The sequence below is a fragment of the Metallibacterium scheffleri genome, from assembly GCF_002077135.1.
GTDB lineage: Bacteria > Pseudomonadota > Gammaproteobacteria > Xanthomonadales > Rhodanobacteraceae > Metallibacterium > Metallibacterium scheffleri.
The window spans coordinates 741345-767641 of record NZ_LDOS01000001.1 but is presented as its reverse complement, the minus strand read 5'-3'; the positions used below and the strand labels follow the sequence as shown (position 1 = coordinate 767641).

The 26297-nt window shown below is 67.7% G+C and carries 18 protein-coding genes; 5 read left to right on the top strand and 13 right to left on the bottom strand.

The annotated features are described in order from the left end of the window. Positions 1-10 precede the first annotated feature (10 nt). From Mschef_RS03335 to pgmB, 4 genes are all read right to left on the bottom strand, one after another. A complete protein-coding gene (locus Mschef_RS03335; protein WP_338093166.1) occupies positions 11-1318 on the bottom strand; it encodes an MFS transporter in 1308 nt (435 codons plus the stop codon). After that, positions 1308-3581 (bottom strand): glycosyl hydrolase family 95 catalytic domain-containing protein, encoded by a 2274-nt coding sequence (locus Mschef_RS03330; RefSeq protein ID WP_081126806.1) that lies wholly within the window; start codon positions 3579-3581, stop codon positions 1308-1310. The genes Mschef_RS03335 and Mschef_RS03330 overlap by 11 nt, the downstream gene beginning before the upstream one ends. Before the next feature lie 142 nt (positions 3582-3723). Beyond that, positions 3724-6219 (bottom strand): TonB-dependent receptor, encoded by a 2496-nt coding sequence (locus Mschef_RS03325; protein WP_081126393.1) that lies wholly within the window; start codon positions 6217-6219, stop codon positions 3724-3726. Beyond that, positions 6216-9335 carry a beta-phosphoglucomutase gene (pgmB, locus tag Mschef_RS03320; protein WP_081126392.1) on the bottom strand — a complete coding sequence of 1040 codons (3120 nt, stop codon included), beginning with the start codon at positions 9333-9335 and terminating at the stop codon, positions 6216-6218. The genes Mschef_RS03325 and pgmB overlap by 4 nt, the downstream gene beginning before the upstream one ends. A gap of 321 nt (positions 9336-9656) precedes the next feature. Here pgmB and Mschef_RS03315 point away from each other — a divergent pair, with 321 nt between their 5' ends. Continuing rightward, positions 9657-10616: a LacI family DNA-binding transcriptional regulator gene (locus Mschef_RS03315; RefSeq protein ID WP_081126391.1), complete on the top strand. Its 960-nt coding sequence runs from the start codon at positions 9657-9659 to the stop codon at positions 10614-10616. A gap of 23 nt (positions 10617-10639) precedes the next feature. Here the strand turns inward: Mschef_RS03315 and mpl are convergent, their stop codons facing one another. Both mpl and Mschef_RS03305 read right to left on the bottom strand, forming a co-directional pair. After that, positions 10640-12004 carry a UDP-N-acetylmuramate:L-alanyl-gamma-D-glutamyl-meso-diaminopimelate ligase gene (gene mpl, locus Mschef_RS03310; protein ID WP_081126390.1) on the bottom strand — a complete coding sequence of 455 codons (1365 nt, stop codon included), beginning with the start codon at positions 12002-12004 and terminating at the stop codon, positions 10640-10642. 18 nt (positions 12005-12022) lie between these two features. Then, positions 12023-12610, bottom strand: a complete 588-nt coding sequence (locus tag Mschef_RS03305) for an adenylate kinase (protein WP_081126389.1) — start codon at positions 12608-12610, stop codon at positions 12023-12025. A gap of 262 nt (positions 12611-12872) precedes the next feature. Here Mschef_RS03305 and Mschef_RS03300 point away from each other — a divergent pair, with 262 nt between their 5' ends. Both Mschef_RS03300 and Mschef_RS03295 read left to right on the top strand, forming a co-directional pair. Continuing rightward, the gene (locus Mschef_RS03300) at positions 12873-14126 is read left to right on the top strand and encodes a 6-phosphofructokinase (RefSeq protein ID WP_081126388.1); all 1254 of its coding nucleotides are present in this window, start codon (positions 12873-12875) and stop codon (positions 14124-14126) included. A 152-nt stretch (positions 14127-14278) separates the two neighbouring features. Next, positions 14279-15223 (top strand): DegV family protein, encoded by a 945-nt coding sequence (locus tag Mschef_RS03295; RefSeq protein WP_081126387.1) that lies wholly within the window; start codon positions 14279-14281, stop codon positions 15221-15223. Positions 15224-15341: 118 nt separating this feature from the next. On the opposite strand, the gene Mschef_RS17595 is transcribed toward Mschef_RS03295, so the two are convergent. Together Mschef_RS17595 and Mschef_RS03290 are read right to left on the bottom strand one after the other, a co-directional pair. Further along, positions 15342-15488, bottom strand: coding sequence for a hypothetical protein (locus tag Mschef_RS17595; protein WP_168708896.1), 147 nt, complete (start codon positions 15486-15488; stop codon positions 15342-15344). 183 nt (positions 15489-15671) lie between these two features. Then, a complete protein-coding gene (locus tag Mschef_RS03290) occupies positions 15672-16712 on the bottom strand; it encodes a threonine aldolase family protein (RefSeq protein ID WP_081126386.1) in 1041 nt (346 codons plus the stop codon). Positions 16713-16989: 277 nt separating this feature from the next. On the opposite strand from Mschef_RS03290, the gene Mschef_RS03285 reads away from it, so the two are divergent. Beyond that, entirely contained in the window at positions 16990-17610 is a 621-nt protein-coding gene (locus Mschef_RS03285) for a DUF4124 domain-containing protein (protein ID WP_081126385.1), read from the top strand. Between the two features lie 54 nt (positions 17611-17664). Here the strand turns inward: Mschef_RS03285 and Mschef_RS03280 are convergent, their stop codons facing one another. The 4 genes from Mschef_RS03280 to Mschef_RS03265 all read right to left on the bottom strand — a co-directional run bounded on the left by Mschef_RS03280 (position 17665) and on the right by Mschef_RS03265 (position 23883). Next, positions 17665-19170 carry a thioredoxin-like domain-containing protein gene (locus tag Mschef_RS03280; RefSeq protein ID WP_081126384.1) on the bottom strand — a complete coding sequence of 502 codons (1506 nt, stop codon included), beginning with the start codon at positions 19168-19170 and terminating at the stop codon, positions 17665-17667. 151 nt (positions 19171-19321) lie between these two features. Next, positions 19322-21598 carry a patatin-like phospholipase family protein gene (locus tag Mschef_RS03275; RefSeq protein WP_136256383.1) on the bottom strand — a complete coding sequence of 759 codons (2277 nt, stop codon included), beginning with the start codon at positions 21596-21598 and terminating at the stop codon, positions 19322-19324. Positions 21599-21735: 137 nt separating this feature from the next. Next, positions 21736-22995 carry a sensor domain-containing diguanylate cyclase gene (locus tag Mschef_RS03270; protein ID WP_081126382.1) on the bottom strand — a complete coding sequence of 420 codons (1260 nt, stop codon included), beginning with the start codon at positions 22993-22995 and terminating at the stop codon, positions 21736-21738. A gap of 93 nt (positions 22996-23088) precedes the next feature. Beyond that, positions 23089-23883, bottom strand: a complete 795-nt coding sequence (locus Mschef_RS03265) for an SDR family oxidoreductase (RefSeq protein WP_081126381.1) — start codon at positions 23881-23883, stop codon at positions 23089-23091. Positions 23884-23972: 89 nt separating this feature from the next. Between Mschef_RS03265 and Mschef_RS03260 the strand changes: the two genes are divergently transcribed. Next, complete coding sequence (locus tag Mschef_RS03260) at positions 23973-24227, top strand: hypothetical protein (protein ID WP_081126380.1); 255 nt, start codon at positions 23973-23975, stop codon at positions 24225-24227. A gap of 197 nt (positions 24228-24424) precedes the next feature. On the opposite strand, the gene sppA is transcribed toward Mschef_RS03260, so the two are convergent. Beyond that, positions 24425-26284 (bottom strand): signal peptide peptidase SppA, encoded by a 1860-nt coding sequence (gene sppA, locus Mschef_RS03255; RefSeq protein WP_081126379.1) that lies wholly within the window; start codon positions 26282-26284, stop codon positions 24425-24427. Between the last annotated feature and the right edge of the window lie 13 nt (positions 26285-26297).

Here is a 26297-nt window from a genome sequence, read left to right as displayed (position 1 = left end):
CTGATTTGGTTCACTCCGCCATGGCACGGCCGTGCTGCAAGGCTCGCTCCGCGGCCGCCGTTTCGCGGCGAAAGAAAAACAACGCCACGAGTATTCCCGCCATCGGTATCAGGGTGATGTAAAAGGCGTGGCTGCCGCCGAAGTGGGTGAACAGGAAAGCGACGATGAACGAACCGGAAGTTCCACCCAACGCGGAGAACACCACGATCAGTCCGGTCATCGCCGCGTGCCGATCCTTGGGCAACGCACTCAGCATCACCGAATTGACCGCGGGATAGATCGGCGCCATCAGCAACCCGATGAGAGGAAATGCATAGGCCACGAACGGCGCATTGAACCAGTTCACGTCGGGACGCAAATGTACGTGCGCCGCCAGCGGCAGGACGATGACCACCAGCAGGATCATGCCGACCAGACACCCGCTGAGCAGCGCATACCAGGACACCCGCCGCAGCACATAACCCGCCAACAGCCGGCCCAGCGCCAGCGAGCCGGCATAAATGCTGGCCATCTGCACGCTCATCGCTGCCGGCAATCGCAGAACCTGGCTGTTGAACGTCGGCAGCCAGGTACCCAGCCCCTGCTCGATCAGCACGTACAGGAAAATCGAGATGATGAAGACGTACACCATGGGCCGGGTCAGCAGACGCAACATGTCGCCGAATGCACCGCCACTGCCGGTGCTGACCGAGCGCGCCGCGGACTCATCGAGTCGCGCCAGCGCGAGCAGCACGACCACGGCCAGACTGGCGCCGGCCAATAGCCAGTACACATGCACCCAGACCAGATTGGCCGGCGCCCTGGAGTCGATGAAGGCGCCGAACAGCCAGTAGCCGCCGAGCACGCCAACCATGAACAGGCCTTCCAGCACATTCATCAGGCTGGCGTGGCGCTTGGCGTCGGCGGTCAGCAGACCGATCGAGGAGTACACGCTGACCTTGATCAGCGCGAAGGTCACCCCGATGGTGGCGAACAGCACCTCCGCCGTGCCGAAGCGCGGGCGCAGCGCCATCAACACGCAGGCCGCCGCCACCAGCGCGTGCCCCAGCATCATCGCGCGCCGGTAGCCGAGCCGCGGCAGGTACGAGGCCACCACGAAGGACACGCCGGCGATGGAAAAATCCTTGCACGCCTCGAGAATGCTGCCGCTCTCCTTGCTGATGCCGAAGCTGAGGATGGATTGCAGGATCACCGTGCCGACGCTGTTGAGCAGCACGGCATACACCATGTAGCTCAGACACAGCGAGACCAGCATCAGCCAGCGGTTGATGCGCGCTTGCCCATGCGGATGGGTATTGCCCAGGCCGTCACCGATCATCCACATGCTCCAGGCGAGTTCGCTGCAGTTGCGCGACACCCGCCGCATCGCGGGTGATCGTGATGTCATAACGCTTGCCGCGTATCGCGATGTCGCGCAAGGTGAGCGCGCGCCAGACCGGCGGCAAAACCGGCGGATAGACCGCCTCGACGCCCGTGCCTTCGACACGCAGGCCGCTGAAGCCGTAGATGAAGTTCTGCACGAAGCCGCCGGAAGCGGACAGCAGATAGCCCGTGTCGTTGGTCGCTGTTTCGCTGCGCACGTCGAATGGCGGCTTGTCGAAGCCAACCACGCTGCGCTGCAGCCAGTGATAAGCCGCTGGCGCATCGCCCAGCGTGGCGGCATTGACCGACAGCATGACCATCAGCATGTCGTTGGGGTCATCACCGTTGGTTCTGAGCGCGTGCAAGGCAAAATCGAAGTCGTTGCGCCGAACGGTCTCGCTCATGTGCAGGTCCAGCGGAGGATAGGCGAGCCAGGCCAGGGTGCTGCCCATCCAGGTCTTGCGGTCATGCGCGACGCCCGCGCCAAAGTCGAGATAACGATTCTGTTGCCGCGAATACGGCAGATAAAGCCCCGCGGCGATACGCGCCCAGCGTGGATCAGGAGCCAGCCCCAGCACGTGCGCGGCTTGCCCTGCGATTCTGAGCGCCTTGCGCGCCACCGCATTCGTGAACGTGTCGTTGTCGACATCGTCGTAATCCTCGTCGGGCGAGACCACATGCAGGATCTCGTAGCGGTGCGCGGCTGTGTCATAGGTCACCCGGCTAACCCAGAATCGGGCCACGGCGCGGATCACCGGCCAGCCGTAATGGCGCAGCCAGGTCTTGTCACCGGTCGCCAGGTAGTACTGCCACTGCGCGATCGCGACATCGGCGTTGACGTGGATCTCGCGCGCTGCATTGCGCCAGGCAAAGCGCGGGGTCTGATCGGTGCCGTATTCGGGATCGGCCTCCCACGGATACATCGCACCGCGGAAACCGCTCGCCTTGGCACGCGCCTTGGCCGCGCCCAGCGTCCGATAGCGGAACATCACCAGCGACTTTGCTCGCCGTGGATGCAGCAGCAGCAAGGCCGGGAAGTCCCATGAATCGTTGTCCCAGAAGACGTGTCCGAGATAATTGGGACTGAAACCACAAGCCGCCATCGGCCACGCGGTGTCGGCGGTCGAGTTTTCCAGCAGGTAAAACAGATCGGCATGCACGGCACGCTGCATCGGCGGATCGCCGCTGATCACGATGTCCGGGCGCCACAGGCGATGCCATGCCGCCACGTGCTGGTCGTGCAGCACGATGAAACCCTTGCGCCGTGCTGCACGGACGAGGGCTGCATCGGTCCGCGCACCGCCCCCCCAACCGGCACGCGAAGCGGTGACGAATTTGTCGAACGTGTAAGTCTCGCCCTTGCGCACCTCGAGACGCATCTCGAGCACCAGCCGGTGCGGAGTCCTGACCAGCCGCGTGACCGGAGGCGGCGTGCCCGGCGGCAATCCGAAGCGCACGGCCACCGCCTCGGCCATGGCGAGCCCGTGGCGCGCGTGGCCGCGTACCCACAGCATGCGCCGTCTGGCGCTGCCGCCCGACGCATCGATCACGGTCTGTCCCGGATACCAGATCGGCGCGCGGTCGGCGGTCGCGGGCGCCACGGCATGCAAGGACTGGCCCGATGCGGCGACGGCGGCCTGCATTTGCGCCAGCGTCAGGCGCGCCAGCGCGAAACGATACGCCGGCGGCGGCCATAGTCGCAGCGAGAATTCGAGACGCACGGCACCGCTGAACCGCGGCGTCAGCGTGAGACGAGTGGCCGCGAGATGCGGATCGGCCTGGCTGACGAAGGTCGACACGAGAATGTCGCTGCCGCGATCACCGTTCACCCAGCGATAACGCGTGGTGAGCGTGCCGGCATGCATGTCCAGCACCTGGCGGTAATCACGGAACGCAGCCGGCGTCAGCGACACGCGATTGAGCCACGCGTTCCCATCAAAATAGTCGATGCCACTCCAGCCGGGAATCAGCGCGGGACGCGATACGTCACCAGGCGTGTAGTCCATGAGCGCGACCATGAACGCGTGCGTGGCGCGGGTGCCGCGCCGCGAGCTCATGGTCGTGAAGTAGCCATTGGCGAGATAAGTGGGAAAGTACGCGGCGAGATCGGCCGGCGTCGCGACCAGCTCGAAATCCGCGGGCGTGGCGCGCACGATCCATGGTGCCAGTCCAAGGCCCAGGACCAGGAACACCTGCCGGAAAAGAAGACGAGCCTGCATGCGCGCACTCAAGGACTGCATCACCTGGACGAGGACGGATCGACGGCATCCGACGCAACGGGTGGCCGCCACCGCCGGCCATGGGAATCGGCGCGGCGCGAGCCACGTGGCGTTGCGCCACGCGACCCGCGCCGCATTGCCATCAGAGCTTGTATTCGACCTGGAACCGCACTTCACGACCGAAAATCGGGCGCGCCATCTCCACTCCATTCAAGATGCCCGAGGTCAATATGCGGGCATTGCCCTCGGTCAGACCGATCTGGTTGGTGAGATTGCTGCCCTGCAGGCGAAATACGAGATGCTTGCCGACCCTGGCGACGGCGCCTGCATCCAGCGTGTAGTACGACGGCAGCAGCTGGGAATTGGCGATATCCGAATAGGCGTAACTGATGCTGCTGTAAGCGGCAAACAGTTGCACATCACCCCAGCTCGTCGGTATCAAATAGCTGGGCGTGAAGCGCGCCTGCCAGCGCGGCTGGCGGATCAGCATGTTGCCGTTGTAGTTGTACGCGCTCTGTCCCGGGCTGGCCGGTGCCGCGTAATGCGTGTAGCGGCTGTCGTCCCAGTCGCCGACCAGCGCCAGCGTGAGGTGTTCAAGCGGACGCCAGCGCACCTCGAAGTTGACGCCGTGTCCGCTGGAACCATACACCGTATTGAAAATGCTGCCGTCCGACATGATGATCGAATAAGGCACGCCGGTGAAAATTCTGCGATAGGCGGTCACGCTGCCATACCAGCCGTCCTTCTCGGCACGAAACCCGACTTCCAGATTCTTGACTTTCTGCACGGATGGCGTGCCATTGCGCAAATCGTCGAAGCTCGGGAAGTGCACGCCCTGATCGACGCGTACATAAGCGCTCATGTCCGGGGTGATCTTGTAGTTCGCGCCCAGGGTCCAGGAGCCGCGCGTGGTGTTGAAATTTTCCGGGGTGTAGGTGCCGTTGGCGACCGCGGTGCTGTTGTTGTACAGCGTCAGCGGATTGCCATCGAGGTTGACCGTCGAATCATTCGACACGGAACCGTTGAGACTCTCGTTTTCGATGCGCACGCCGCCGTCGAACAGCCAGCGCCCCGTCTGCCACTGATCATACAAATAGCCGGCGGCATTGCGTCCGCTGAAGGAATCGATCAGCGAGTAGAACGGACCGCTGATGAAACCATTGCGCGTGACCTGGGCCCCGTTGTTCAGTGTCAGATTGATCGGCTGGGCATTGTTCGTCGCGGTCATCAGCATGTTGTTGCCGAGGTACCACGTATCATTCGCCGTGTAACTCGCGAAATAGGTACCGAAGGTCAGGTGATTGCCCTCGAACAGGCGCTTGGTCAAACGCGCCTCATCGCTGAACGACTGGATCCGGTTATCCACGATCCAGAAACCGAGTGAAGCGACCGCCTGATTGGGGTTCACGGCACCGCCACCATTGACATACGTGGCCGTGCCGCTGGTGGCAAGTCCGCCGGCCGCCACCACCGCGGGATCGGCATTCGCGCTGGCGATTTCGCTGGCCGTGAAACTGCTCATCGTTTCCGGCGAGAGGTTGTTGAACAAGGCATTGGTCGGCATGTGTCCATCGGTGACATTGAACACGTTGCTGAAAGTCCAGCCGTTGTCGAAATACAGATTCAGGTTGGATCCGAACATGCGCACATGCGCACCGCGGCCATTGGCAAGATCGGCATTGATGGTGCCCGGGGGATTGCCTGGCGTGACCTGGATGTTGGCCATGCGCAGCGCGTTGCTGGCGAATGTCCCGGTCAAGGCCGGGAACCCAGGAAAGCCGGACAGATTTTGTCCATTCGGGCTGACAATCAGCGGAACATCCGTGATGAACAGATTCTTGTCACTCAGGTCGCGTGCATAGAACATCACGCTGCCATGGCGCAGATCATGGGTCAGCGTCGCGGTCAGTTGCCCGCCCTGGTTCGCGGGAAATTGCGGGTCGCGTATGCCACTGTCCGTGCGGTAAAAACCGCCGACACTGTAAAACCAGCCAGGGCTGATTTCGCCGCTCATGAAGCCGTCATAGCGGTAGTAGCCGTGGGTTCCGATCGTGTAGCCGATCGCGCCCTCGGTCTGCGGCGTGCCTTGGCGCAAGGTGAAGTTCGCAACCGCACCGATCTGGCCGCTGCCGAAAATGACCGAAGGCCCTCCCTGCAGCACTTCCACGCCAGAGATGGTGTCGTCCAGTCTGAACATCGACGAGTTGTCCATGAACGACAGCGTCGGCACGGGATAGATCGGCGAGCCGTTCAGTTCGAACGTGACATAGGGCGCATCGCCACCGCCGGGAAATCCGGCGACGTCGATGTTGGGGCCGGTTTCGCCGCCGCTGCTCTCCGGCCAGATGCCCGGAACCACTTTGAGCAAATCCGCGGAACTCGAAGGCATGATGTTCTTGATGTCCTTCAGCGACAGCGCGGTCACTTCGAAACTGGCATCGATTTTCTTCACGCCCATGTAGGTCGGCGCGCCAGTGACCACGACCTGCTGCAATGTCTTGACGTGCTCGGGTACCGGCTCCGTTGATTTGCCTGGCGCTGCCGGTGTCGTTGCGTCCTGTGCCTGGACCGTGAATGTGGCCAGCGCCGTCGCAATGGCGAGTGCCAGTACCGCTCGGTTCGTGCGTGTGCGTTTCATAAATCCTCCACCCTCGGATTGCCTGTGTGTTTAGGTTGTTGTTGAGCCGCGTGCGCGCGGCCACTCGACGGCCATTTCCTTGCCAGGATTGACTCCAGATCCAACTCAGCCAGGGATCCGACCACGACATCGGCGGCCCCCAGCACTGCCATGCAACCGATGCCCACCGACCGCATCCCGGCGGCGCGGATGGCGGCGATGCCGGCCGCGGAATCCTCGATGCCGATGCAGGCCTGTGGCGCGACACCGAGTCCTGCGGCCGCCTCCAGAAAAATCGCCGGACTCGGCTTGGCCGCGCCGGCGCGGACCGGGTCGGCGATGAAATCGAAGTACCCGGCGATACCCAGGCTGCGCAGCAACTGCGGCGCATTGCGGCTGGCCGAAGCCAGCGCCAGTTTCAATCCCGCCGCGCGCGCAGCCAGCAGAGTCGCCTGCGCTCCGGGCAGCAGCGCCCCGCCATCGAGTTGCGCGATCTGCTGCACGTAGCGCTGGTTCTTGCGCTCGGCCAGCGTCTGCTTCTGCGCTTCGCTGAATTCGCGCGCGCGCGCGCCCAGCACGAGTTCCAGCGAACCGCGCCGATCCACGCCTTTCAAGCGCTCCGCGAGCGTCGCATCGAACGGCAGGCCAAGCTCGTCAGCCAGTTCGCGCCAGGCCGCAAGATGCAACGACGCGGTATCCGCGAGCACGCCATCGAGGTCGAATATCAGGGCCGCGCAGTGCGCATCCGTGCGAGCAGCCGCAACCACGACCGCCGGCGCGAGCATCGGCGCGGCCGCCAATGCCCTGCGCACGCACGCGCCAGGTTCGACCTGCAGCAGCTCGCTGCAATGACGCAACAACAGTGGCGTGCCTGCTCCCGCGTCCAGCTCATACGACACGCCGGTGCGATCGACAGTCAGGCGCAGATGCGCGCCGCGCCATTGCACGCCGAAACGATACCCCTGCCAGTGCTCGGGACAGCGTGGCGCGAAGGCGATGGCATCGCGCTCCACGCGCAACCCGGCAAAGCCCTGGCTCAGCGCGAGCCAGCTCCCGGCCATGGCGGCGAGGTGCACGCCATGTCCGGTGTTTCCATGCAAGTCATCCAGATCGACGCGCAGGCTCGCCATCAGATAGCGCTCGGCCTTGGCGACCTGGCCGACAGCGGCCGCAAGCACGGCAAAGCTCGATGCGGAAAGCGTCGAGTCATGCACGGTGACTTGCTCGTAGTACTCCAGCGTGCGCCGCTTCAATTCCGCGTCGACCTCGGCGCCTGCCAGAGCCAGCGCCAGCACGGTGTCGGCCTGTTTGCAGACCTGGTGGCGGTAGATCGTGAGCGGATGCAGACGCAGCAGCAGCGGGCCTTCGCCGTGGCTGAGCAGCGCTTCCGGCAAGCGCGGCCGATCGAGGAATCCATCGTCCTGCGGGTAGATGCCGAGCGCGGCATCCACGGGCAAATGCATCGCGTCTGCCGCACGCCGCCATTGCGCCGGTTCCTGCTCGCGCAGACCGATGCGCTGACGCAGCGTCACCCACGCCTGCGGATGCCGCGCCGCCATCCAGTCCGCGATCGCCGCGGCATCGCGCAGGTGACGCTGTGCCATGCGGTTGGTGTAGTGATTGTTGTCGACCAGCGCCGAGTACTCGTCAGGCCCGGTAACTTCATGGATGCAGAACGCGCCGCCGCGACGTGCGCTGAAATGGCCGATCTGCATCCAGATGCGCGCCGTCTCCAGCAGCATTTCCGCGCCCGCATCGCGCATGAACTCCTCGTCACCGCTGGCGTCCACGTACACGCGGATCGCCCAGGCGATGTCCGCATTGATGTGGTACTGCGCCGAGCCGCCCGGAAAATACGCCGAGCACTCGGCGCCCGAGATCGTGCGCCATGCGTACAGCGCGCCTTCGCCATGATCGAGTTCGCGCGCATGTGCACGGGCGCGATCCAGGGTGCGGTAGCGGTAGACCAGCATGCTGCGCGCGAGCTGTGGTGCGATCAGCACCAGCGCAGGCAGCATGAACACCTCGGCATCCCAGAAGAAATGCCCTTCGTATCCTTCGCCGCTCAATCCCTTGGCTGCTGCGCTGCCGCTGCCATCGCGCGCCACTGCTTGCTGCACGTGGAACAAACCGAAACGCAGCGCGCGCTCGATCTCGGTCTGCCCTGGAACATGCAGGTCCAGCGCCGCCCAAAATGGTTCAAGCCAGGCGTGTTGCTGCTCGCACAATGTGTCGAAGCCAGCGGTGGCCAAGGCGGCGCTGTCCCGCTCGGCACGTGCGCGCAATGCGGGTAGATCCGGGGTCGAGTCGGCGGGCGAACACGCATAGGCGATGTACTTCTCGAGCACCACCTCCCGCCCCGCCGACAACTGCGCGCCCACCCGCTGCGCCACGCCCGCGGCGCCGTGATCTGCCACTTCGCAGGGGCCGGCTGCGGACCAGTTCTGGCGCTGCACGCACACCACCGCGATGCCGCTATGCGTGGTGCGCTGCGCATACCAGGCGTGCTCGGTACCTGCCGCTCCACCCGCCCACTGCAATCCGCCTTCCAGCGCCGCGCCGATGCGCGGGTCATCACCCTGCGGTGCCGCGGCGACGGCGGGACTGATGCCTGATTCCACCACCAGCGAACCGCTGTAATCGAGCGAGCGTATGCGGTAACGCAACACCAGTGCCGCGCGTCCATCCAGCGGCACCAAACGTTCGGCGTTGATTTCGATGCGTGCGCCAGTCGCGGCTTGCCACAACGCGCTGCGCCGGTAGCAGCCGGTGCGCAAATCCAGTGTGTGTGCCTCCGACAGGCATCGGCATCCGTCTTCGCCCAGCACGGCCGCCCCCAGTTCAACGCGTATCGAGGTGGCGTCCGCAACCGGCAGCCGGGTCTCGGTATGACGCGCGAAGCCTGGGAAACGCTCGTGGTAGCGAATCGGCGTGCGCTCCCAGACCCCGGCCAGAAACACGCGCGGACTCTCGGCACTAACTTCCTCGGCGCCGGCGCGCACGCCGAGCGCGCCATTGGCCAGCGCGCACAGACTTTGCAGCCGCGGTGCGGCTGCGCTGGACACATCGCGCCAGCTCAGCTGCCACGGATCGTGGCCATCAGCCTGCGGCGCTTGCGCGCTGGTGTGCTCGGACATCGCTGCTTTTGCTCCCCGGCAAGCGCCGATGGGCGGCGAGCCTAGAGCCAAATGATATCGATATCAAGATATCGATATCATGCACCGCAGCATGGTCGCCTGCCACGCATGACAGTCCGCGTATGGCAGCGGCGTGACAGCGTTGGCCACATCAGCATTGACGCTGGCCCTGTCACGCCGGAGACTGCAAGGCATGATCGCCGCCCGTCACTTCCGCCGCGTCGCGACCGCGCCGGCGTACCTGTCGTTGCCGGATGCGACCCGCCCTTGAGCAGGATTCGCCCACCACGCGCCGAAGCGCAGCCTCCGGCCCCCCTGACCATGGCCGATCTGGCCCGCCTGGCGGGCACGTCCAAGATCACGGTCTCACGCGCCCTTGCCGACAGCTCGCTGGTGAATGCGCGCACGCGCGAGCGCATCCAGACCCTGGCGCGCGAACAGGGTTACAAGCTCAATATCAGCGCGCGCAATCTGCGCTTGCGCCACAGCCGCACCGTGGGCGTCATCGTCGAGATGCGCCCCTCGGACGCGCGCCCGATGCTCGATCCCTACCCGCTCAACCTGCTCGGTGGCATCACCCAGGCACTGACCACGGCTGGCTACAGCGTGCTGCTCACCACGCGGCAGGATGCCAATGCCACCGCGATCCACGCGGCGGATGGCTTGATCCTGCTGGGCCAGGGCGTGCACCAGGATGCCGTGCGGCGCTTCGACAAACTGGGCCTGCCGATGGTGGTCTGGGGCGCCCCCGCTGACCATGACAGCCACATCGTGGTCGGCAGCGACAACCGCCAGGGCGGACAACTGGTCGCCGAGCATTTCGCGCGCATCGGACGCCGGCATCCCGTGTTTGTCGGGCCACCCGGCCACCCCGAAATTCTCGACCGTCTCAATGGATTCGTCGACGCCCTGGCCCGCATGGGAATCAAGCCGCTGCTGATGCGCCGCGACGATTTCACCATGGCGGCGGGCATCGACGCGGTGCGCTCACTGGTCGCGCGCGGAGCAAAATTCGACGCCATTTTCGCCTCGAGCGACCTGCTGGCGCTCGGCGCCATCAGCGCACTCAAGGATCTCGGCGTGGACGTGCCGCGAGCTGTGTCGATCGTGGGTTATGACGACACCCCCCTCGGCGCCACGTTCCTGCCCAACATCTCCACGGTTCGCCAGGACTGGCAGGCGGGTGGCGTGTTGCTCGCCGAGAAAGTGCTGGACCTGATCGAAGGGCGCCCGGCGCAAACCGAAACGCTCCCGGTCGAACTGATCCTGCGCGCGACCTGATCCGCGGGCCCGCGGACGTGGATTCAGGCGCGTTCCGCGAATCGCCGCGGCGCACCCTCGAAGCCGCCGTTGGACATGAACACCACGTGGTCGCCCGCGCGCGCGCGCGCAGCCAGCGTGGCCAGCAACGTGTCGGTGTCGGGCACGGCCATGCCGCGGCCGTCCAGCGCGGCGATCACCGGCGCGGTATCCCAGGCCAGTGCCGGCCGTGCCAGCAGGACCACCTCATCGGCAGCGGCCAGCGCCGGCGCCAGCGCCGCCGCGTGCGCGCCGGCGCGCATCGAGTTGGAGCGCGGCTCGAGCACCGCGAGGATGCGCGCCGCGCCGACCTTGGCGCGCAGTCCGGCCAGCGTGGTGGCGATGGCCGTGGGGTGATGCGCGAAGTCGTCGTAGATGTGCAGGCCATCGCGGGTGCCGATCAGTTGCATGCGCCGTTTGACGCCGCGGAATCCGGCGAACGCCGGCAGCGATGCGGCCGCGTCGACCCCTGCCGCGCTGGCCGCAGCCAGCGCCGCCAGCGCGTTCATCACGTTGTGGCGACCGAGCAGTTCCCAGCGCACCGTGCCGATCAACCGCCCGCCGCGGCGCACCTCGAACGCGCCGCCATCCGCATCGAGCAGGCGCGCGCGCCAGTCGCCGGCATCGATGCCGAAGGTCTCCACCGGCGTCCAGCAGCCCATCGCCAGCACCTCGGCCAGACGCGCGTCCTCGGCGTTGACGATCAGCCGGCCATTGCCCGGCACCGTGCGCAGCAGATGATGGAACTGACGCTGGATCGCGGCGACGTCGGGAAAGATGTCGGCGTGGTCGTACTCGAGATTGTTGAGCACGGCGATGCGCGGACGGTAATGCACGAACTTGGAGCGCTTGTCGAAAAATGCCGTGTCGTATTCGTCGGCCTCGATGACGAAGGGCGCACCCGCGCCCAGCCGCGCCGACACGCCGAAATTCTCGGGTACGCCGCCGATCAGGAAGCCCGGCCGCGTGCCGGCCGCATCCAGCAGATGCGCCAGCAAACTGCTGGTGGTGGTCTTGCCGTGGGTGCCGGCCACGGCCAGCACCGCGCGCCCGCGCAACACGGTTTCGCCCAGCCACTGCGGGCCGGAGACGTAGTCCAGGCCGGCATCGAGCAGGTATTCCACCGCCGCATTGCCGCGCGCAAGCGCGTTGCCGACGATGATGCGATCCGGCGCCGCGTGCTGCGGCGTGGCCTGCAGATACTCGGCGCGATAGCCGGTTTGCAGCGCGATGCCCAGTGCCTCGAGCTGGGTGCTCATCGGCGGATACACATTGGCGTCGGAGCCTTCGACTTCCAGACCCAACTCGCGCGCCAGCGCGGCGACACCGCCCATGAAGGTGCCGCAGATGCCGAGGATATGCAGCCGCATCGGAGTGTTCGTGCGCGCTCAGCGCGCCGTCGCGGCAACCGGTGCCGCGGATAGTGCGGCCATGATGCGCGCGAACACCTCGTCCAGGCTGCCGACACCATCGACCACGCGCAGCGTGCCGGCGCGGGTGTAGTGCTCGGCCACCGGCGCGGTCTGCTCGGCGTACACGGCCAGGCGCTTGCGCACGGTGTCGGGATCATCATCGGCGCGACCCTCGGCCTGATGGCGCAGCGCGGTGCGTGCGATGATCGCCGCGCTCGGCACCTGCAGCTTGACCACGGCATCCAGCGGCCGCCGCAGACGCGCCAGCAGCGCATCCAGCGCCTGCACCTGGACCAGATTGCGCGGATAGCCATCGAGGATGAACCCGGCCTGCGCATCGGCCTGCGCCAGACGCTGCTCCAGCATGCCCAGCACGATATCGTCGGAGACCAGTTGCCCGGCCTCCATCACTGCCTTGGCCTTGAGTCCCAGCGGCGTGCCCGCGGCCACCGCCGCGCGCAGCAGATCACCGGTCGAGATGTGCGGTACGCCCAGCGTGCTCTTGAGCCGCGTCGCCTGGGTGCCTTTGCCCGAACCTGGCGCGCCGAGTAATACCAATCGCATGGGTCTCCCTTGCAGTGCGTCCCACCCGGGCGCTCCGCTATGCTTGTGATGAGGTTTCAAGCTTGCGGCCCGCGGCCGCCCGAGTCAAACCGCGGCGGCTGCAATCCAGGCATCCCGCCGTGGCGGGCATGCAAACCGCGCGGCGCAAGCCGCCACCCCGGTCGCGACGCGCATGCACCCGCCCGCCGCGGCGACCCATCGCACGGCGCAGCGGCACGGCACACCGCTCGCGTTCCAACCCCTGCAAGCTAAGGAGTCCCCCATGCCCGGCAAGCTTCTGTATGCCCAGTCCGGCGGCGTCACCGCCGTGATCAACACCAGCGCCGCCGCGGTGATCGCCACCGCGCGCGCCCACGGCGTGCGCGCCTATGCCGCGCGCAACGGCATCCTCGGCGTGCTGCGCGAGGATCTGATCGACACCGGCAAGGAATCCGCCGCCGCGCTGCGCGACTTGGCGCACACCCCTGGCGGCGCGTTCGGCTCGTGCCGCTACAAGCTGAAGACGCCCGAGGCCGATCCGGCCGCCTACGCGCGCCTGATCGAGGTCATGGCCGCGCACGACGTGCGTTATTTCCTCTACAACGGCGGCAACGATTCGGCCGACACCGCGCTGAAAATCTCGGCCTATGCCAAACGCAGCGGCCACGAGCTGATCTGCGTGGGCGTGCCCAAGACCGTGGACAACGACCTGGCGGTGACCGACACCAGCCCCGGTTTCGGCTCGGTGGCCAAGTACACCGCGCTGTCCGTGCTCGAGGCCAGCATCGACGTGGCCTCGATGGCCGAGTCCTCGACCAAGGTGTTCATCCTCGAGGTGATGGGCCGCCACGCCGGCTGGATCGCCGCCGCCGCCGGCCTCGCCGGGCAAGGCCCGGACGACGCCCCGCACCTGATCCTGTTCCCCGAGATCGCCTTCGACGAAGCCGCGTTCCTGGCGCGTGTCAAGGCCACCGTGGAACGCGTCGGCTGGTGCACCGTGGTCGCCTCGGAAGGCCTGAAGAACGCCGCCGGACAGTTCCTGGCCGAGGCCGGCGGGCGCGACGCCTTCGGCCACGCGCAGCTCGGCGGCGTGGCGCCGGTGCTGGCGCAACGGGTGCGCGAAAAGCTCGGCTACAAGTACCACTGGGCGCTGCCCGATTATCTGCAGCGCTCGGCACGCCACATCGCCTCCGCCACTGACGCCGCGCAGGCCGCGGCCGTGGGTCGTGCGGCGGTGGAATACGCGCTGGCCGGTCACAACGGCGTGATCCCGGTGATCGTGCGCGGCAGTGACGCCCCGTATCGCTGGAAGATCGCGCCGGCGCCGCTGGCCAAGGTCGCCAATCACGAGAAGAAACTGCCGCGCGGCTACATCACCCGCGACGGCTATGGCATCACCGCGCAGGCGCGCAAGTATCTGGCGCCGCTGATCCACGGCGAGGCGTATCCGCCCTACGACACCACCGGCCTGCCGCGCTACGTCAAGCTGAAGAACGCCGCGGTGCCACGCAAGCTGGCCGCGTGGGCGCAACCATGACCGCGCGCGCAAGCATGCCACTGACGAAATCGTAATCTGCGCGCACTCGGCCCGGCACGGCGCAAGCGGCCCGACTGCGCCATTCGGCGCGCACCACACCGTGCTTGCGTGATAATTTGCGCCCCTGCAGCACTGCTGAAGGAGCCTGGGTCATGCGTGTCGGACTGGTGGTGGACTCGGCTTGCGATCTGCCCGCGGAATTCCTGCGCGCGCACGACATCACGCTGCTGCCGATCAGCGTGCGCAGCGACCTGATCACCTTCGAGGATCGTCGTGATCCCGTCGCCACGCTGCGTTTCTTCCGCGAACAACTGGGCGACCGCGCGCACCACGCCGAAAGCGAGCCGCTCAGCGTCGCGCAGGTGCACGAGCTGTTCCTGCGCGAGTTGGTCACGCGCTACGACGCGGTGGTCGCGCTCACCATCACCGCCTCGCGCAGCAAGATCTACGAAAACACCCTGCAGGCCAGTTTCTCGATCCTCAAGGATTACCGCCCGATCCGTCAGGCGGCCGGCTACGATTCGCCGTTCCAGTTGCGCGTCATCGATTCGCAAACGCTGTTCGCCGGCCAGGTGCCCGGTGCCTGGGAAGCGGTGCGCATGATCGGTTCCGGCGCCAGCGCCGCGCAGATCCGCGAACGCATGGAGTTCCTCGCGCCGCAATGCTACGGCTATTTCTTGCCGCGCGACCTGTACTACCTGCGCGCGCGCGCGCAGAAGCGCGGCGACCGCAGCGTGGGCTGGTTCTCGGCCACGCTGGGCAGCGCGCTGGACATCAAGCCGGTGGTGCGCGGCTGGCGCAAGGCCACCGAGCCGGTGGGCAAGGTGCGCGGTTTCGAGCACGGCGCCGGGGTGCTGTTCGCGCACGCCGCCGAGCGCGTGCGCGCCGGCCTGCTGGTGCCGGTGGTCGGCCTCAGCTATGGCGGCGAGCTGGAAGTGATGCGCGCACTGCCCGGCTACCAGGACTTGTGCAACACCTGCGACGAGCACGGCGTGCAATTGATCGAAAGCGTGATGAGCATGACCGCGATGGTCAACGTCGGCGCCGAGGGCCTCACCGTCGGTTTCGCCAGCGCCGAGTACGAGGCGAAGTTCTGAGGCGTCATCGCGACAACCCCGCGAAGTACGCAAGGCAGGCCGAGAACGCGCACGTTTTTTCATTCGACCGTGCGCGCTGCGCTTCCTGCGCGGACAACGCCGCGCCGCACCCCGCCGCTCAAGCTTCCTGCGCCCACCCCTCGCCACCCAGCAAGCCATCGTCGCCGAGATCGAAGCCGAACAGGTGCTGGTCGCCGCCAACCGCGAACTCATCACCCGCTTCGCGCAGAAAATCCAGGCCACCCGCGCCCGCGTCTGGGGCCACGGCACGCCGACTTCACCGGATTCCACTGCTTGTTGAAGTCCCTGGATCCCCGCCTGCGCGGGGATGACGGCCAACCGCGCTGGGATGTCGAAGCAAGGCAATCCGCGCGGTAATGTCGCGTCAAGGCCAACCGCGCGGGGATGACGGCAGCATCCGCCGGCATGCGCGCACCGCGCGCGGCGCTCAGCCGCGCAGCGCCGCCGCGATCACCTCCAGGGCGCGCACGATGCCGGCGTCGTCCACGTCCAGATGCGTCACCGCGCGCATGCGCCGCGCGCCCATCGGGCACAGGCGCACGCCTTGCGCCAGCGTGGCGGCGGCCAGTTTCGCGGCGTCCCAGCCGGGCGCGGTGATGTCGAAATACACCAGGTTGGTCTGCACCGTGGCCACATCGATACCGAGGCCGGGGATGCGCGCCACGCCTTGCGCCAGTTGCCGCGCGCGCGCGTGGTCAACGGCCAGGCGCGCGAGGTTGTGATCGAGCGCGTACAGGCACGCCGCGGCGATGATGCCGCTCTGGCGCATGGCGCCGCCGATGCGCAACTGCCAGCGCCGCGCCTCGCGCACGAAGGCCTTGCTGCCGGTCAGCAATGCGCCGCCTGGCGCGCCCAGGCCCTTGCTGAAATCGATCCACGCCGAATCGAAGCCCTGCGCGAAATCGGCCGCGCTCACGCCGCTGGCGACGACGGCATTGAGCAGGCGCGCGCCGTCCATGTGCGTGGCCAGTCCGGCATCGTGCGCGCAGGCCGCGATCTCGCGCAGGTCCTGCAGCGGCCACACCGCGCCACCGCCCAGGTTGGTGGTGTTTTCCACGGCGACCAGCCGCTGCAGCGGCGCCTGCAGGTTGTCGGCGCGCAACTGCGCCCTGAGTTGCGCGGCGGTGAACATGCCGCGCGTGCCGCTGATCGGCTCCAGCATCACCCCGGCCAGCGCCGCCGCGCCGCCGGCCTCGAAGCCGACGATGTGCGCGCCGGCCTCGCACAGCACCGCCTCGCCCGGACGGCAGTGCACGGCCAGCGCGATCTCGTTGCACATGGTGCCGGAGGGCAGGTACAGCGCCGCCTCCTTGCCCAGCAGCGCCGCGCCGCGCGCCTCCAGCGCGTTGACGGTGGGGTCTTCACCGGCGCGCTCGTCGCCCACTTCGGCGGCGGCCATGGCGGCGCGCATGGCGGCGCCGGGCTGGGTCTTGGTATCGCTGAACAGGTCGATCAGGGGCATGGGCATGACGGGCTCGCGGCCAGATGGAAAGCGCGATTGTGCGGCAGCGGCGGTAGCGTGGGGAGTCGGAAGTGGCGAGCCGGAAGCCGGGAGGCAGCGCGGCTCATGCTTTTGTTGTCATCCTGAGGCGCAAGCCGAAGGATCCCGGCAGCCACGATGACGCTGCGCGCGCACCAGCCACGACGCGCATTCACGCGCGCAGATGCTTCGCCGCGCTCGGCATGCCAAGCCGTAAACAGTCCGTACCCATCCCCGACCGCCGCCCAGCGCTACGCTGCGCCCCATGCGCACCCGCCTGCCCCTGCTGCTGCTGCTCGCGCTGGCCGTGCCGGCGCACGCGACCGAGGTGTACCGCTGCGTGGATGCGCGCGGCCGGCTCGCGTTTCAGGATCAGCCCTGCCCGCCGCGCAGCCGCCAGCGCATATTGAACCTGCCCACGCCGCCGCCCGCCGTGCCGGCGCCCGCGCTGGCGCCGCCGCGGCCCACGCGCAGCGCGCCGCCCGCGCCGCCGCCCAGGCCCGCGCTGCCGCTGCCGGCGCTGTATCGCTGCATCCGCGCCACCGACCACAAGCCGTACCTCAGCACCATCGGCGACCCGCAACCCTATGCCGTGCCGCTGGCCGTGCTGGGCATCCAGCCCATGTCGATGACACGCAGCGCCCCCGGCATCGGTGCTCCGGTGCGACCGCCCGGCCCGCCGACCCCTCTGGCTTCGCCGTTCACGGGTTACTACACCTGGGTGCAGGATCGCTGCGCACCACTGCCGCGCGCGGCGGTATGCGCCAACCTGCGTGAGCGCCTGGACCAGCTCGACACGCGCATCGAGCACACGTTCCAGTTCGATCGCGCGCCGCTGCAGCACGAAGCCGCGACGCTGCGCGCGCAACTGCAGAATTGCCGCTGAACCATTCCGCACGACGCGGAATTGTTCAGCGGCTCTGCGCGCCGCGTCCGTCGATTACTGCGCCGGCGGCAGCCCGCTGAGCGGCCACGCATGCAGCGCGCCGTTGGCGACATTGATCGTGACGATGCGATTGGCGTCGGTGTCGGCCACCAGCAGCGTGCCGGCATCGAGCACGGCGAGGCCGCCCGGCTGCCTCAGCCCGGTCGCCAGGGTGCTGACTTGATCGTTGGCCGGATCCAGCACGCGCACCGCGTTGTTGAAGGTGTCGGCGATGTACAGCTTGCCGCCCTGCCAGGCCAGGCCCTGGTCGTGCTGCAGCAGCGCCTGCCCGGCACGCCCGTTGCGCAGACCGAAATCGAACAGGCCCTTGCCGATGAGCGTGCGCACGCGCCCGGTTTTCAGATCGATCGCGCGCACCGAGGACGACTCGGGATCGGCCACGTACAGCGTGCCGGCGTGATACGCGAAACCGCTGCTCTGCGCGAAGCTGGCCGACTGCCGCGAACCGTCATCGATGCCCTCGGCACCGGTGCCGGCATACGGGCCGATGCGGTCGCTGCGCAAGTCGAACGCCCACACCTGATGGTCGCCGGCCATGGCCACATACAGCACATCGCCCACGGCCTCGAGGCCCCAGGGCGAGTTCAGCGGCACGCTGCGCGCGGGCTGCATGCCGCTGCCGCCGAACACGCGCCGGCCATCGCCAGCCACGGTGCTGACCACGCCCGAGGCGAGGTCGATCCTGCGGATCAGCGAGTTGCTGGTGTCGGCCACGTACAGCGCGCCGCCGACGAAGGCCAGCCCCTGCGGACCGTCGAACTGCGCCACGCCGGCCGCGCCATCGCGCGCGCCGGGCACGCCGCTGCCGAACACGCGCAGCACCTTGCCGGCGTGATCGAGCAGGATCACGCGGTTGTGGCCGCTGTCGCTGACCGCCACGTAGCGCGCATCCACCGCCACCTTGCCCGGCTGCAGCAAGCCGGCGCGGCTGAGCAGCGGCGGTTTCAGCGGCAGCGGCGCGGTCACCAGCGTGCCGGCGCGCTGCGCCTGCTCGATGGTCTGCAGCACCGCGGCGCGGATGCCGCGGTAATCACCCTCGCCGATGAACTGCTGCACCACGCCGCCCTGCCCATTGAGCAGCACCAGCGTGGGCCACGCCTGCACGCCGTAGTAGTTCCACAGCGTCATGCCCTTGTCGGTGAGCACCGGATGGGTGATGTCGTAGCGCTGGATGAAACCCTCGATGTTGCTGCTGCGCTGCGAGGCCACGAACTTGGGCGAGTTGACGCCGAGGATCAGCAGGCGCGCGCCGAACTCGCGTTCGAGCCTGGCCATGTCCGGCAGCATATGCACGCAGTTGATGCAGCCGGGCGTGAAGAAATCCAGCAGCACCACGCGGCCCTTCAGGTCGTTGGGCGTCAGCGGCCGGCTGACGTTGAACCAAGGCGCGCCCGGCGGCAGCGGCACCGCAGCGGCCAGCGCGCGCCTGGGCGCCAGCGCCACGGACACACACAGCACCGCCAACAGCGGCAGCCAAATCCAGCGGATCATTCGCAACATAAGAACCTCGTCCAGTCATGCGCGCAGGCCGCGGCGGGAATGTCGCGGCATTGCCTGCTTGGTCGCGCGGCGCGGCAAAACCTTACACGCGGGCGTGATCGGTCATTGGATGCGCGATGGCGTCAGCGATCGGTGAAGGACCGCCACGGCCTCACGGATCCTGGCGCCGGATCAGCGAGCCGAAGCTGAGATAGAACGTGGTGTGGCCGCCGCTGGCATGGCCGACGCCGAAGAAAATCGGCCCCATGGGCGATTTCAGCGCGATGAAGGCGCTGCCGGCGTAAATCAGCTGGTTGAAGTTGATCGCGCTGCGCGTGTTCCACACGTTGCCGGCCTCGAGGCTGGCACCCAGATAAAACGGAAAGCCGACGATGCGCTCGCCGCTACCGGTCAGGTCGCGGTAACCGACCAGACGTCCGTAGGCGAGCTGGTTGCCGACCAGTGCGCGCTCGGTGAGGCCGGACAAATCGAGAAAGCCCCCGAGCACGCCGCTGGCCTGCAACACCTGGCCGCTGCCCCACTCGGTTTGTCCGCGCAAGCCGGCGAGCACGGTGTTGCGGTCGTCGTGCCACAACACCTGGTCGTAGCTGAAGCGCGCCACGTCGCTGTCGGCATCGCCGCCGAGCGCACGCAGATACGCGGTGTAGGTAAGATCGCTGCGCCAGCCGCGGGTGGGAAAATCGGCGTCGTCGAGATTGTCGTGCACCACGCCGGCGTAGACATCGGCGAAGGGCGTGCGAAAGCTGGGGTACACCGCGGGATCGCCGATGTTCAGCGCGAAACTGTCGCGACCGCGCTGCATGCCGGTGCGCAGGCGCCAGTCGACCGTGGGGTCCCAGCCCAGTTCGGCGCCGGCGCGCAGGCGGCCGACGCGGTACTGCGCCAGCGTGGTGTTGCCGCTCACCACCGGCTGGTTGATGGCGCGGTAACCGCCGTAGAGCCTGGCGTAGAACTGCGCCTGCGGGCCGAAGGGCTGGTACAGCTCGCTCTGGAAACCCGCCACGCGCCCGAGGCTGAGGCGGTTGCGCCATTCGCGGCCGAGGCTGTCGAGACCGGTGAGGTTGTACTCGACCAGCGCCTGATAACCGGCGTTGCCGCTGAAGTCATCGCTGAGGCTCAGACCCACGCGCAGAAAATCCGGGCCCCAGCTCTTGTCCACCGGCGTCACCTGCAACCCGGTAGCGCCGTAACGCTGCACCAGTTGATAATCGATGCGCTCGTAGCTGCCCTCGCCGTAGCTGCGGTCGATCTGCGCATCCACGCGCGCCGCGCTGAACACCTTGCCGACCTCGCCCTGCATGCGATCAGCGACCAGCGGCGCGGTGCGGCTTTGCGCGCCGCGCACGTCGACGAAATCGATCACCGGCGCCGGCCCGCCTGGCAGCCGGTGCCGCGCCAGCCACGCCTGCCAGGCGACGCGACCGACGGCGAAACGCCGCAATGCGGGCGCCAGCGCGACGGCGGCCTTGCGACCCTCGGCCACGGCCTGATACGCGTGCGTGAAATCGGCGCTGCCCAGATCGCCCAGATCGGGACGGATCAGCACATCGTCCGGGCCCAGCGTGGCCAGTTGCCGCTCGGTTTCCTGGCGCATCATCACGGTGATCATCTGATCGGTGATGGCCAGCGGCGAATTGAGATCCCTGGCTGGCTTCAGCGGCGCGCTCACGTCCACCACGATCAGTCGCGCGGCGCCCAGCGCGCGCGCGACACCGATCGGCACGTTGTCGGAGATGCCGCCATCGACCAGCAACTGGCCATGCAGGTCCACTGGGGCGAATACCGCCGGCACCGAGATGCTGGCGCGGATCGCCAGCGGCAGGTCGCCCTGCGCCAGCACCACGCTCTGGCCCGATCCGATATTGGTGGCCACCGCGCGGAACGGCAGGCTCAGGTCATCGAAGTCGCGCGTACGCCATACCGGCAGCAGCCAACGCGTGAGCAGTTGCTGCAGGTTCTGCCCTTCCAGCGCGCCGCGCGGCAGCTTGAGTCCGCCGCGGCCCACGCCGAACTCGATGCCGCCGATGCGATCGAGTTCGTCGTCCTTGGCGCGCATGCCCAGCGCGGCGCGGCCGGGGCTGTCGCTGAACACCTGCTGCCAATCCACCGAGTGCAGCATGGCGTCGATCTGCAACGGGCTGTAGCCGGCCGCGTACAGGCCGCCGACGATCGCGCCCATGCTGGTGCCGACCACGCAATTCACCGGCACGTGCAGCTTCTGCAATTCCTCCAGCACGCCGATGTGCGCGATGCCGCGCGCGCCGCCGCCGCCCAGCACCAGCGCGGTGCCGCCGGCGCAGGGCCGGCTCGGGTCGGGCTGCAGCGGCTGCGCCACGGTGTGCGCCAGCACCGGCGCCGCGTGCGCCGGCAGCACCCGCACGCACAGCGACCCGATCAGCGCGCAAGCCAGCATGATCGCGTGCTTCATGATCGTATCCAGATCAGTTTGCAAAACCGGGCATCCTGCCGCGGTTTGCAAAACAAACGGACGCGGCAGAGCCGCGCCACCTTTGTCGCATTGTGCGCGAGCGGCGCGGGACTGACGAGAACCGCGCCGCTCGCCGCTTAGGCACCGACGCGGTTGCGACCTTCCGCCTTGACCCGATACAGGGCGCGGTCCGCGCGTTCGAGTGGATCGCTGGCACGGCGGTCGCCAACACGCAGGTCGGCAAGACCGAGGCTCACCGTCAACTCCACCGCGTGCAGGCGATCGACGATGAAGGGCGTCGACTGCACCGCGGCGCGGATGCGCTCGGCCAGATGCCGTGCCGCGCTCGCGTCGACCCGCTCCAGCAGCAGCACGAATTCCTCGCCGCCCAGGCGCCCGAACCGATCGACATCGCGCAACAGCGTCTGTACCAGCGCCACGAACTGGCGCAGCACACCATCACCCGCGCCATGGCCCCAGCCGTCGTTGATGCGCTTGAAATGATCCAGGTCGAACAGCAACAGCGCGAATGGACCGCCGCCACGGCGCAACCGCGCCAGGGCGTCTTCGATTTGCTCGAGAATGGCGCGGCGATTGAGGATGCCGGTGAGGTCGTCGCGCGTGGCCAGCCGCTCCAGCTCGCGTTCCATGCGCTTGCGCTCGCTGATGTCGCGCCAGATGCCCTCCACGCCAGCGTAATTGCCCTGCTCGTCGCGCAGCACCTGCGTGCTGATGGCGATGTCGATGATGCGCCCGTCGCGGCAGCGCATGCGCCCCGGAAAATCGTGCACGAAACCGTCGCGACGGATGGCCGCCAGCAGCGGCTCGCGCTCGGCCGGGTCGGGATAGAACATCGCTGCCGGCAGGCCGATGATGTCCGCGGCGGCGTAGCCGAGCACGTTCTTCACCGCCGGGCATACGTAGCGCGTGATGCCGTCGGCATCGGTGCGGTAGAACACGTCCTGCATGGTGTTCATCATGCGCTGGAAGTTGTCGTCGGTTTCGCGCAGGCGCGCGTCCATCTCGGCACGCGCGCTGAGGTCCATGAACGTGGCCAGCGCCGCCCAGGTGTTGCCAAGGCGCAGCGGCGTGCTGGTCATCGCCAGCACGCGCAGGCTGCCGTCGCAGGCGTACACGCGAAACTCGGTGGGCGGATTGCCGGCTTCGCCGCGCTCGGCGCGGCGGATGCGCGCCAGCACGCGCGCCAGATCCAGCGGATGCACGAAATCCTGCACGCTGCGCCCCAGCACATCCTGCGGCGTCGCCGCGCGGATCAGGCGCAGCGCCTCGGCATTGGCGTAGCGCAGATGCTCACCGACGATCAGGATCACGCCGGTCGGCAGTTGCTCCAGCCAGCGCATATCGGGGTTGATCGGTGCCGCACACGCGTCGGCCATGACGGTTTCCTCTCGCTGCGCAACGCCGCATGGTGCGGGCTGCGCGTCCATAGCGCACGGATTATGCCAGCGCCTGACGCGCGCCGTCGCACCTCAGAACCCGTAACGCAGGAAGCCGCCATCCACGGCGATGCACTCGCCGCTGATGTAGCTGGCCGCCGGCAGGCACAGGAAGGCCACCGCCGCGGCGACCTCGTGCGGCTCGCCGATGCGCTGCATGGGCGTGCGCGCCAGCACCTCGTCGAGATAGTCCGCATCGGCCAGCGCAGTTTCGGTGCGGCGCGTGCGGATGTACCAGGGCGCCACGGCATTGACGCGGATGCCGTCCTCGGCCCACTCACAGGCGAAATTGCGCGTGAGCTGGTGCAACGCGGCCTTGCTCATGCCGTAAGGCGCGCCGGTGCGCACATGCGTGAGGCCGGATACCGAGCCGACGTTGACGATGGCGCCGGCGCCGTGCGCGGCCAGGTGCGGATGCGCGAGCTGGCACAGATGAAACGCGCTGAGCAGGTTGGTGCGCAGCAGCGCCTCGACCTCGGCGAGCGGGTAATCGAGCGCGGCGCGCACCTGGTTGGCGCCGACGTTGTTGACCACGATGGACAGCTCGGCGCCGGCATCGGCGTTCAAGTCGGCGATCCAGTCGAACACTTCCAGACGCGACTCGGCCAGGCTCAGGTCGGCGGCGAACGCGTGCGCCGCGCAGGCCGGGAATTCCTCGCTCAACTCGCGCCGAGCGGCTTCCAGCGCATCGGCATCGCGCGCCACCAGCAGCACGCGCGCGCCCAGCGCCGCCAGCTCGCGCGCGCAGGCGTAGCCGATGCCGCGACTGGCGCCAGTGACCAGGGCCGTGCTGCCATCAAGGCGCCAGCGCGCCAGGATCTCGTTCATGCCCACCTCCGCTGCGCGCGAGTGTAGCGCCGGCTTGCCCGCGCCCCATGCCCGCGCGAGACTGCACGCAACCCCGCGCGGAGAGACCCATGCGCCCGCACATCCTGGCCCTGGCCGCCTGCGTATTGCTGCCGCTGCTCGCCGCATGCAGCAAACCCGCGGCCGACACCACGCACGCGACGCTGGCAGCGCGTGCCGGTTCCGTGGCGCCCGCCGATGGCGGGCTCGGCGGCACGCCGTTGGCGCCATTGCTCAAGGACAAACAGCGCGCGCGCGACGTACAGGCCATCGTCAACCGGCAGGCCGCGAAACAGCGCGCGCAGATCGCCGCGCAGACACATTGAAGCGGATGCCGGCAAGCGCAGGATCATTGCGCCCTGCCTTGCTTTGTCATCCGGGCGTCGCGACGGAACCCGCCTTGGCGCCGTGCGCAGACGCGCGGAAGAGAGGCTTCGCTGCGCTCGGCACGACCAGCAGGAGGCCGCGCGCGGCGACCCGGACGCTGCCGGGTGCCGCGTGCCGCGTGCCGCGTGCCGATCTACTACTGCCCGCAGAAGCAATACGCGTAGGCGTTGACCTTGCCGGGCCGCGCGTTCTGCAGCATCTGCAGCGGGCCGGTGACGCGCGGCGCGAAGCTGGCCATCCATGATGGCAGGGTGAAGCCGTGGTGGATGGCGATGGACGCCAGCGCGCTGTCGCCGAAGCCCATCAGCGCGCGCTGCAAGGGGCTCATCGGCTCGCTGATGTAGTGCACGCGATAGTTCTTGCCCAGCTTGGCGTCCTGCGCCGCCAGCGCGATGGCGGTGTCGATGCCGCCGAGCTTGTCCACCAGTCCGCGTGCAACGGCCTGACGACCCGTCCACACGCGACCCTGGGCGATGGCGTTGATCTGCTCGAAGGTCTTGCCGCGCGCCTTGGCCACGCCGCCGACGAACTGCATGTAACCGTGGTCGATGATCTGCTGGATGGTCGCGCCCAGCTTGGGATCCAGCGGACGGGTGATGTCGAACGCGCCGGCCCATGGCGTGGTGCCGAGACCGCCAGTGTGGATGCCGATCTTGGCCAGCGTGTCGGGAATGTTGTAGTACAGGCCGAAGATGCCGATCGAGCCGGTGATGGTGTCCGGCTCGGCGACGATCTGGTTGGCGTCCATCGAGATCCAGTAGCCGCCGCTGGCGGCCACGTTGCCCATCGAAGCCACCACCGGCTTGCCGGCGGCGCGCGCCAGTTGCACCTCGCGCCGGATCAACTCGGCCGGATAGACCGCGCCGCCGGGCGAGTTGACGCGCAGCACGATGGCCTTGACGTGCTTGTTCTCGCGCGCCGCGCGGATCAGCCGCGCGGTTTCGGCACCGCCGATGCTGCCCGGCTTCTGCGGGCCGCTGATGATGTCGCCTTCGGCCACCACCACGGCGACCTCGGGGCGATTGTCGAGTTTCGGTGCATCGCGCCGGATGCGCGCCAGATATTCGCCGAAGCCGACGCCACGGAACCCGTAGCCGTCTTTTTCCGGCGCGCTCAGCTTGCGCAGCTCGGCGACGACCTGCGCGCGCGTGGCCAGACCATCGACGAAGTGCTCGTCCAGCGCCATTTTCGCCAGATCGCCACCGGCCGCGGCCACGCCTTGCGGCATGTCGTCGATGTCCTGCTTGACCTGCGCCGGGGTGAGCTTGCGCGCCTTGGCCACGGAATCCAGCCACTGGTTCCACAGGCCGCCCAGCCAGTAGGCGTTGGCTTCCTGCGCGGCCGGCGAGGGCCCATTGAGGATGAACGGTTCGGCCGCGGATTTGAATTCGCCGACGCGGAACAAATGCACGTTCACGCCGAGCTTGTCGAGCAGATCCTTGAAATACGGCTGGTAGCTGTCGAAGCCGGTGAACAACACGCTGCCGGCCGGATCCAGCAGCACGCGGTTGGCGTGCATGGCCAGGTAGTACTGGCCCTGGTCGTAGCCGCTGGCCCAGGCGATCACCGGCTTGCCGCTGGTCTCGAACTCATCCAGCGCGTGACCGACCTGACGCAGGCTGGCGTAGGTCCAGGTGCCGGTCTGCAGGTCGGAGGTGTCCAGCAACACCGCGCTGATATGCGGATCCGTGGCGGCGTGCTTGAGTACCATCAGCAGGTCGCGCAACTGCACTTGCTGGATGGGCTCGCCGGACAGCCTTGCGATCACGCGCTGCGCGGGGTCGATGCTGTACTGCTCGACGATCTGGCCCTTGGGCTGCAGCACCAGCACGGTCTTGTCCTGCAAGGGCAGCGGCCGACGCGCGGCGGCGAGGATGATGATCAGCAGCAGGCCGAAGAAGATCAGGTTGAGGATGGCCTGGCGGGTGATATTGATGCCGCGCCACAGCACCCTGATGAAGCCGAGGAATCCATTGCGCTGCTTGACGTCGGCCATGACCGTGTCCCGT

Bases quoted from the DNA above. Each gene is read 5' to 3' on its own strand.
- Mschef_RS03335 (WP_338093166.1), bottom strand. From the start codon at position 1,318: ATGATCGGTGACGGCCTGGGCAATACCCATCCGCATGGGCAAGCGCGC.
- Mschef_RS03330 (WP_081126806.1), bottom strand. From the start codon at position 3,581: ATGCAGGCTCGTCTTCTTTTCCGGCAGGTGTTCCTGGTCCTGGGCCTT.
- Mschef_RS03325 (WP_081126393.1), bottom strand. From the start codon at position 6,219: ATGAAACGCACACGCACGAACCGAGCGGTACTGGCACTCGCCATTGCG.
- pgmB (WP_081126392.1), bottom strand. From the start codon at position 9,335: ATGTCCGAGCACACCAGCGCGCAAGCGCCGCAGGCTGATGGCCACGAT.
- Mschef_RS03315 (WP_081126391.1), top strand. From the start codon at position 9,657: ATGGCCGATCTGGCCCGCCTGGCGGGCACGTCCAAGATCACGGTCTCA.
- mpl (WP_081126390.1), bottom strand. From the start codon at position 12,004: ATGCGGCTGCATATCCTCGGCATCTGCGGCACCTTCATGGGCGGTGTC.
- Mschef_RS03305 (WP_081126389.1), bottom strand. From the start codon at position 12,610: ATGCGATTGGTATTACTCGGCGCGCCAGGTTCGGGCAAAGGCACCCAG.
- Mschef_RS03300 (WP_081126388.1), top strand. From the start codon at position 12,873: ATGCCCGGCAAGCTTCTGTATGCCCAGTCCGGCGGCGTCACCGCCGTG.
- Mschef_RS03295 (WP_081126387.1), top strand. From the start codon at position 14,279: ATGCGTGTCGGACTGGTGGTGGACTCGGCTTGCGATCTGCCCGCGGAA.
- Mschef_RS03290 (WP_081126386.1), bottom strand. From the start codon at position 16,712: ATGCCCATGCCCCTGATCGACCTGTTCAGCGATACCAAGACCCAGCCC.
- Mschef_RS03285 (WP_081126385.1), top strand. From the start codon at position 16,990: ATGCGCACCCGCCTGCCCCTGCTGCTGCTGCTCGCGCTGGCCGTGCCG.
- Mschef_RS03280 (WP_081126384.1), bottom strand. From the start codon at position 19,170: ATGTTGCGAATGATCCGCTGGATTTGGCTGCCGCTGTTGGCGGTGCTG.
- Mschef_RS03275 (WP_136256383.1), bottom strand. From the start codon at position 21,598: ATGAAGCACGCGATCATGCTGGCTTGCGCGCTGATCGGGTCGCTGTGC.
- Mschef_RS03270 (WP_081126382.1), bottom strand. From the start codon at position 22,995: ATGGCCGACGCGTGTGCGGCACCGATCAACCCCGATATGCGCTGGCTG.
- Mschef_RS03265 (WP_081126381.1), bottom strand. From the start codon at position 23,883: ATGAACGAGATCCTGGCGCGCTGGCGCCTTGATGGCAGCACGGCCCTG.
- Mschef_RS03260 (WP_081126380.1), top strand. From the start codon at position 23,973: ATGCGCCCGCACATCCTGGCCCTGGCCGCCTGCGTATTGCTGCCGCTG.
- sppA (WP_081126379.1), bottom strand. From the start codon at position 26,284: ATGGCCGACGTCAAGCAGCGCAATGGATTCCTCGGCTTCATCAGGGTG.